This window comes from Methylophaga sp. UBA1464 (genome assembly GCF_002325665.1).
GTDB lineage: Bacteria > Pseudomonadota > Gammaproteobacteria > Nitrosococcales > Methylophagaceae > Methylophaga.
On the sequence record NZ_DCSO01000080.1, the window covers coordinates 34,758 to 42,731 of the forward strand.

The 7,974-nt window shown below is 45.1% G+C and carries 8 protein-coding genes, 1 tRNA gene and 1 pseudogene; all 10 read left to right on the forward strand.

What is annotated here, in order from left to right:
* Positions 1-177: pseudogene (gene tldD / locus B3O33_RS10235) on the forward strand (metalloprotease TldD); the annotation flags it as partial.
* A complete protein-coding gene (locus B3O33_RS10240) occupies positions 178-1,230 on the forward strand; it encodes a tRNA (5-methylaminomethyl-2-thiouridylate)-methyltransferase (RefSeq protein ID WP_292361654.1) in 1,053 nt (350 codons plus the stop codon).
* On the forward strand, positions 1,227-1,454 hold the full coding sequence (locus B3O33_RS10245; RefSeq protein WP_292361655.1) for a sulfurtransferase TusA family protein: 228 nt from the start codon (positions 1,227-1,229) through the stop codon (positions 1,452-1,454). The genes B3O33_RS10240 and B3O33_RS10245 overlap by 4 nt, the downstream gene beginning before the upstream one ends.
* Before the next feature lie 175 nt (positions 1,455-1,629).
* The gene (glnA, locus tag B3O33_RS10250; RefSeq protein WP_292361656.1) at positions 1,630-3,039 is read left to right on the forward strand and encodes a glutamate--ammonia ligase; all 1,410 of its coding nucleotides are present in this window, start codon (positions 1,630-1,632) and stop codon (positions 3,037-3,039) included.
* A gap of 96 nt (positions 3,040-3,135) precedes the next feature.
* The gene (locus B3O33_RS10255; protein ID WP_292363538.1) at positions 3,136-3,756 is read left to right on the forward strand and encodes a DUF4124 domain-containing protein; all 621 of its coding nucleotides are present in this window, start codon (positions 3,136-3,138) and stop codon (positions 3,754-3,756) included.
* A 192-nt stretch (positions 3,757-3,948) separates the two neighbouring features.
* Positions 3,949-5,016, forward strand: coding sequence for a nitrogen regulation protein NR(II) (gene glnL / locus B3O33_RS10260; RefSeq protein ID WP_292361658.1), 1,068 nt, complete (start codon positions 3,949-3,951; stop codon positions 5,014-5,016).
* Positions 5,013-6,416 (forward strand): nitrogen regulation protein NR(I), encoded by a 1,404-nt coding sequence (gene ntrC, locus B3O33_RS10265; protein ID WP_292361659.1) that lies wholly within the window; start codon positions 5,013-5,015, stop codon positions 6,414-6,416. The genes glnL and ntrC overlap by 4 nt, the downstream gene beginning before the upstream one ends.
* Positions 6,417-6,470: 54 nt before the next feature.
* Positions 6,471-6,547 (forward strand) — tRNA-Met (locus tag B3O33_RS10270).
* Positions 6,548-6,639: 92 nt separating this feature from the next.
* Complete coding sequence (rimP, locus tag B3O33_RS10275) at positions 6,640-7,086, forward strand: ribosome maturation factor RimP (RefSeq protein ID WP_292361660.1); 447 nt, start codon at positions 6,640-6,642, stop codon at positions 7,084-7,086.
* A gap of 75 nt (positions 7,087-7,161) precedes the next feature.
* The coding region (nusA, locus tag B3O33_RS10280; RefSeq protein ID WP_292363540.1) for a transcription termination factor NusA at positions 7,162-7,974 on the forward strand (813 nt) is incomplete at its 3' end.

A 7,974-nucleotide genomic window follows, 5' to 3' on the forward strand; every position in this document is an offset into this window, starting at 1 on the left:
TGGGCAACTCTGATAGGTAATGGTCCGGAAGTCATGAATCGTATCAGCATGGTTGCCGATGATCTTGAACTGGATTCTGGAATTGGTAACTGTGGAAAAGAAGGACAAAGTGTACCGGTCGGTGTGGGCCAACCGACATTGAAAATTGACGCTTTGACTGTCGGGGGAACCGCTTAAATGACTTCACAGCACAAAGCCGTTGCCTTAATTTCAGGTGGTTTGGATTCAATGCTGGCAGTTCGTGTCATGCAGGAGCAGGGTATTGAAGTTGAAGGCATCAATTTTTTTACTGGATTTTGCGTCGAAGGCCATACTCATGCGATTCGCAATCAGCATAAAGACAAGCAGAAACGCAATAATGCTTTGTGGGTGGCTGAACAGCTCGGTATCAAATTACATATCATTGATGTAATCGAAGAATACAAAGATGTTCTGCTTAATCCAAAACATGGTTATGGCACTAATATGAACCCTTGTCTCGACTGTAAAATCTTTATGGTCAGAAAAGCTGTTGAGTGGGTCAGGCAACATCATATGCAAGGTTTTGACTTTATCATTACTGGCGAGGTAATTGGTCAGCGGCCCAAATCTCAATTAAAGCGCACAATGCCAATTGTGGCGGCTGAATCCGGAGCAGATGACCTTCTGTTACGCCCTTTATGTGCCAAAAATCTGCAACCCACGAGACCGGAGCGTGAAGGCTGGGTTGATCGTGAAAAGCTTTATGGTTTTCATGGGCGAAATCGCAAACCGCAAATCGCTTTGGCAAAACAGTTCGGTTTTGATGATTTTGCAACGCCTGCTGGTGGTTGCTGTTTCCTGACTGATGAAAGTTACTCCAGTAAGCTGGTGGATCTATGGAAGGCCAGAAACAGCCGTGAATATGAGTTGGATGACATTATGCTGTTGAAGGTTGGCCGGCATATTCGGCCGAAAGCCGATTTTAAAATGATCATTGCCCGGGATGCAGGCGAAAGTAAGTTCCTCGAAGGTTACCGTAAACAATTTATCAGTCTTTATTCAACCAGTCATAATGGTCCAATGGCCATCATTGATGGCGATATCGAACAACAGGACTTTACGCTTGCCGCTTCTATTGTTGCGCGTTATGGGCAGGGACGCGATGCGGATGAGGTCGAGGTAGAAATTACTGTACCTGATAAACCACCCAGACATATTCAGGCTCGCCCAATCAGTGTAGAACAGGTTCCACAGGAATGGTACGTATGAAACAAGTCGAATTAGACGCAAGAAGATTATTATGTCCCTTGCCAGTAATCAAAACGCAGAATAAAGTAGCCGAGCTATCTTCAGGGGATATTCTCAAAGTGATATGTACCGATCCAGGGGCTTTAAGCGATATTCCTGCATGGGCCCGAATTCATGGTCATCTTATCGTGGATTCAGTGGAAGACGATGATGAGATCATTATTACGGTCCGAGTTGGTGCGTAGCACTTTATTGGTGCGGAATAGTTGTGTTTTGCACCAAATTAGAGCGTGAGTGGTTTATGAATGCACTCAAATGGTTGATTTTACGGAGCCAGCGAGTTGGCAAGATTTGTGCTGTAAGTTGCGAGTGAGTTTTTTTGCACCAGAGTGTGCAGTTTTTTTAATTTGGAGATTATAAATGTCAGTCGAAAATGTGCTTCAGATAATTAAGGACGAGGACGTTAAATTCCTTGATTTCCGTTTCACCGACACGCGTGGTAAAGAGCAGCACGTTTCTTACCCTGCCCATTCAATTGATGAAGATACTTTCTCTGAAGGTGTCATGTTTGACGGTTCATCTGTTGCCGGCTGGAAAGGAATTAACGAATCCGACATGATTCTGATGCCGGATGCAACGACTGCCGTTTTGGATCCATTTATGGACGATACGACGCTGATCGTTCGTTGCGATATCGTTGAGCCAGCTACCATGCAGGGATATGAACGCGATCCTCGCAGTGTGGCAAAACGTGCAGAAGCTTACCTTGCATCTACTGGTTTGGCAGATACCGCTTTCTTTGGTCCAGAGCCAGAATTTTTCATTCTTGATGATGTCCGTTGGGGCAGCGATATTTCTGGTTCATTCTATAAAATTGACTCAGATGAGTCTTCATGGAATACCGAAAAAGTTTTCGCAGATGGTAACAAAGGTCACCGTCCAAGTGTAAAAGGTGGTTACTTTCCGGTGCCGCCAGTGGATTCACTGCAAGATATCCGTTCTGCCATGTGTTTGACCATGGAAGAAATGGGCTTGGTTACAGAAGTGCATCACCATGAAGTTGCTACAGCAGGCCAGTGTGAAATCGGTACTAAATTCAACACTCTGGTTAAAAAGGCTGACGAAGTTCAGATACTGAAATATGTTGTGCATAACGTTGCCCATGCGTACGGTAAAACAGCGACATTTATGCCAAAACCTTTGGTAGGTGATAACGGCAGTGGTATGCATGTTCACCAATCTTTGGCTAAAGAAGGTGAAAACCTGTTTTCTGGTAATAAATACGGCGGTTTGTCTGAAACAGCCTTATTTTACATTGGGGGTATTATCAAACATGCCCGTGCGCTGAACGCATTTACCAATTCTTCAACCAATAGTTACAAGCGTCTGGTACCAGGTTTCGAAGCGCCTGTAATGTTGGCTTATTCAGCACGTAACCGTAGTGCGTCTATCCGTATTCCTTTTGTCAGTAATCCAAAAGGTCGTCGTATCGAAGTTCGTTTCCCTGATCCATCAGCAAACCCTTATCTGGCATTCAGTGCGATGATGATGGCTGGTCTGGATGGCATTAAAAACAAGATCCACCCAGGTGATGCGATGGATAAGGACTTGTACGACTTACCGCCCGAAGAAGATGCAGCGATTCCAAAAGTTTGTCATGCATTGGATCAGGCATTGGCCGAACTGGACAAAGATCGCGCTTTCTTAACAGAAGGTGGTGTATTCACTGACGATATGATCGATGGCTATATTGAATTGAAGATGGAAGAAGTCACCCGTCTGCGTATGGAAACACACCCTGCAGAGTTTGATTTATATTACAGTGTTTAAACTTTTTTGATTGATGTCACAAAACGCCTCCCTCGTGGAGGCGTTTTTTTATGTTTGCTAGTTGCACAATAGTAAGGCCTGACCTATATTCATAATATGAAATTCTTTCTTATTATGTTGTTTGGTCTTGGCACAGCTGTGGCGGCTGATATCTATCGCTGGGTTGACGACAATGGTAACCAGGTTTATTCAGATGAACCTGTTGAAAATGCAGAAAAGATTGAGTTACAGGATTCCATGACGTATTCACCCGTGCAAATTCCTGGTGTGACCGATTCGACCACCACTACCAATGAACAGGAAGAATCCGGCGAGTCAGAAGTCGACCCTGATTATAAGTTGACAATTGTTGCGCCTGAAGATGATGCTGGCATCAGGGTTAATAACGGTAATGTCACGGTGAATCTGCAATTACAACCGGCTTTCGTACCTGAGCGTGGTGATAAGATTCAGCTATATCTTGATGGTTTACCCGCGGGTGTGCCTATGCCTCAATTAAGTTTTATGCTGGAAAATCTGGACAGGGGTACGCATAAACTTTCAGCGGTCGTGCTGAATGCATCAGGAGAAGTTATTGCACAAAGTGAAACAACTACTTTTCACTTGCAACGAACCAGCTTGCTTCAACCGGGCCGTCAACAGAACAATCTGCCTGGGGGTGGTGCTCCCACTATTCCAGGTATTCCCACCAACCCAAGTGTTCCTAATCCCAACTAATTCATCTTGAATAACTGTACGCACCAAAATGAAGCGTACAATAGCCTGAATTTCCTTAAAACCGCATCTGAAATGTTGCCTTCTGGCGATTTATCTTGAGCAAAAATATATTAATTCTATTGGAATCAGAATGTTAAATTTTATGTTCTGAGAGATGCTTACAAATGGAGCGTTTTTTGCAAATGGCATGCCATGAACTTGAATGACAAACTTATCAATGTTGAACAGTTATCCAGTAATGATGTACTGGAAAGTTTAACAACAGCCATTTTGGTGCTCGATACGAACTTACGTGTCTGTTATATCAATACGGCCACCGAAGTCATGTTTGAAATCAGTCAACGTCAAGCCGAACATATTCCTTTTCAAACACTGTTACCCGGTGAAACCCATTTATTGAATTCATTACGTCGGGTTATCGGTAACGGGCAGGCGTTAATTGAGCGTGAAATCCAATTGTTTCTGCCTGCAGCCGGTGAAATAGTAGTTGATTGTTCAATCAAAATGCTTGATGTGGCCGAACCGCACCTGTTAGTTGAACTGGCACAACTGGATTACCAGCAACGCGTCAATCGTGATGAAAATCTGCATACTCAGCAGCAGGTTGTCCGTGGCCTGGCTCATGAAATAAAAAATCCGCTTGGTGGTCTGCGAGGGGCTGCACAGTTACTGGAGCGGCAACTGGACTCAGATGATTTAAAAGAATATACCCGCATCATTATTAATGAAGCAGATCGTCTGCAAAACCTGATGACACGAATGCTGGGACCATATCAGCAATCAGAAAAACACTATCTGAATATCCATGAGGTATTACAGCGGGTCCGACAGCTGGTGGATATTGAGGTGGATGAACGATTGAAGTTTATTGCTGATTACGATCCGAGTATTCCTGATTTACATGCCGATTTTGATCAGCTGATTCAGATTTTTTTGAATATTGTGCGTAACGCCGTCCAGGCGATGCATGGTACTGGCGTTATCCGCCTGAGAACACGAATTCAACGCAATCTGACCATTGAAAAACGTTTTTATAAATTAGGGGTACTGATTGAAGTTGAGGACAATGGACCGGGCATCCCCAAACAGTTACAGGACAGTTTATTTTATCCCTTGGTTACCGGTCGGGCTGATGGCACTGGACTGGGCCTTTACCTGGTGCAGAACCTTGTGCAGCGAAATGCAGGTACTGTCAGTTGCAGCAGCCATGCCGGGCAAACCATATTTTCAATTATTTTTCCCTTGGAGTTAAAACCGTGAGCGCTAAAGCGATAGCATGGATTGTTGATGATGACCGATCAATTCGATGGGTATTACAAAAGGCATTGGAAGCCGTAGATATTACTGTTAAAGCCTTTGAAAGTGGAGATCTGGTTTTAGAGCAATTAAAGCGAGGCACCGATACTCCTCCGGATGTTCTGGTCAGTGATATTCGCATGCCAGGTCTTGATGGTCTGCAATTACTTTCGGAAATCCAGCAGAATCAGCCGGATTTGCCAGTCATTATCATGACAGCTTATTCAGACCTGGACAGCGCTGTTTCGGTTTATGAAGGCGGAGCCTTTGAATACCTGCCAAAACCCTTCGATGTTGATGAAGCAGTTGATTTAGTTCAACGTGCAGTTACCCACCATCGACAGCAGCATAATAATCCTGCCGGTGAAATGAATATAGGTAGTGAGATTATTGGTGAAGCGCCGGCAATGCAGGAGGTGTTTCGAGCAATAGGTCGACTGGCACGTTCCAACATCACCGTTTTGATTAATGGTGAATCCGGCACAGGTAAAGAGTTGGTTGCCCATGCTTTGCACAAACATAGCCCGCGCCGACAGAATCCGTTTATTGCTCTCAATATGGCGGCTATCCCCAAAGAATTATTAGAATCCGAACTGTTTGGTCATGAAAAGGGGGCTTTTACCGGGGCACATGTGCAGCGCAAAGGTCGCTTTGAACAAGCTGATGGCGGCACATTATTTCTTGATGAAATTGGTGATATGCCCCTTGAATTACAAACCCGGCTGTTGAGGGTGCTTTCAGATGGCGAGTTTTTCAGAGTTGGCGGACATAGTGCGGTTAAAGCGGATGTGAGAATCATCGCGGCAACCCATCAGAATCTGGAACAGCAGGTCGAGCGTGGTGATTTTCGTGAAGACTTGTTCCATCGTTTAAATGTTATCCGGATTCATATCCCATCATTACGTGAACGTCGGGAAGATATTCCGGCATTGGTTGCTTATTTTCTGAATAAGGCGGCCCGTGAACTGAATATGGGAGTAAAAAGTGTATCCCCTGAAGTGGAGCGGTATTTATCGCAGTTGCCCTGGCCGGGTAATGTGAGACAACTGGAAAATACTTCGCGTTGGCTGACGGTGATGTCCCCCGGCCAGGTTGTCCAGATGGATGATCTCCCGATGGAACTCACCTCCGATGCAGGCGTTGAGTCAATTCGTGGCGGAACAGACTGGCAACAGCTGTTCCGTCAATGGGCGGCAAACAAAGCGCTAAGTGGTCAGGAAGGCGTGTTGGCTGATGTGGTACCAATGATTGAAAACCTGCTGATGGAGGTGGCTCTGGAAAAAACCGCAGGCAAACGTCAGGAAGCCGCAAAATTATTGGGTTGGGGGCGAAATACCTTAACCCGTAAACTAAAAGAGAATTAATAAACAGGCTTGCGGGTAAGTCGCATCCTGTGTATAGTATGCGACTTAGTCAGGTGCGGGGTGGAGCAGCCTGGTAGCTCGTCGGGCTCATAACCCGAAGGTCGTTGGTTCAAATCCAGCCCCCGCTACCAATAATAATGTTAAGACAGGACCCCTAATTGGGGTTTTTGTTTTTGTGGAGTTAAAATTGGGCCAATGGCCCTTTTTTTTTATTTGTTAGCCTATGGCCGTATCTGATCAAATTGAAAAACTAATTGAAGCACCGATTGAGTCGCTGGGGTACCAGCTGGTCGGTGTGGAATACATTCAGGGTGGACAAAATCCACTCCTCAGAATCTATATTGATGCAGATCAAGGCATAGGTATTGAAGATTGTGAGCGTGTCAGTCATCAGGTCAGCGGCATCCTCGATGTTGAAGACCCCATCAAAAAAGCCTATTCCCTCGAAATTTCCTCACCCGGATTTGATCGTCCTTTATTTAAAGAACGAGACTTCATCCGCTTTACTGGCTCGCCAGCAAAAATAACCACAAAATTACCTGTGGAAGGTCGACGGAATTTTACTGGAGTGCTTCAGGGCTTCGAAAATGGTGAAGTATTAATTGAAGTAGATGGCGAGGTTTACGCCTTACCATTGGCAAAGTTGGCTAAAGCACGACTGGTTGCCTGAAAAAGCGTATTATTTGCTGTTAATGAAAAAACTTAGTTTTGGATCAATCGCTTGCGTCGATCCACTGGGGGCGAGATGAATAATAAAGAAATTTTACTGGTTGTTGATGCCATGTCTAATGAAAAAGGCGTGGGGAAAGAAGTTATTTTTCAGGCGATAGAAGCGGCGTTAGCTATGGCTACCCGCAAACGCTATGAAATGGAAATAGATGCGCATGTTGCGATTGATCGCCTTACCGGTAACTATGAAACTTTCCGTCAATGGTTAATTGTTGACGATAATGACGAAACATTTGAATCTCCGGAAACCCAAATAAAACTATCGGATGCCCTGGCCAAACAGGCTGATGCTGAAGTCGGTGGCTATATCCGCGAACCAATGGAATCGGTTGAGTTTGGCCGTATAGCTGCGCAAACAGCAAAACAGGTTATCGTTCAAAAAGTTCGCGAAGCTGAACGTGCCCAAGTGGTCGATATGTACCGTGAAAAAGTCGGTCAAATGATTCATCGCACGGTTAAACGTGTGGAACGCGGCAATGTGACTTTGGATTTAGGCGGCAATGCAGAAGCGTTATTACCACGTGAAGAAATGATTCCGCGTGAAAATTTCCGCAGTGGTGACCGGGTTCGTGGTTATTTAAAAGAGATTCGTTCAGAAGTGCGTGGGCCACAACTTATTATCAGCCGCGTAGCGCCTGAATTATTAATTGAACTGTTCAGTCTTGAAGTACCTGAAATCGGGGACGGCATGATTGAAATCAAGGGGGCTGCCCGTGACCCCGGTTTACGAGCAAAAATTGCCGTTTTAGCTCACGAGCCAAGAATTGATCCGGTTGGCGCATGTGTCGGTATGCGTGGTTCACGTGTTCAGGCTGTGACCAATGAGTTG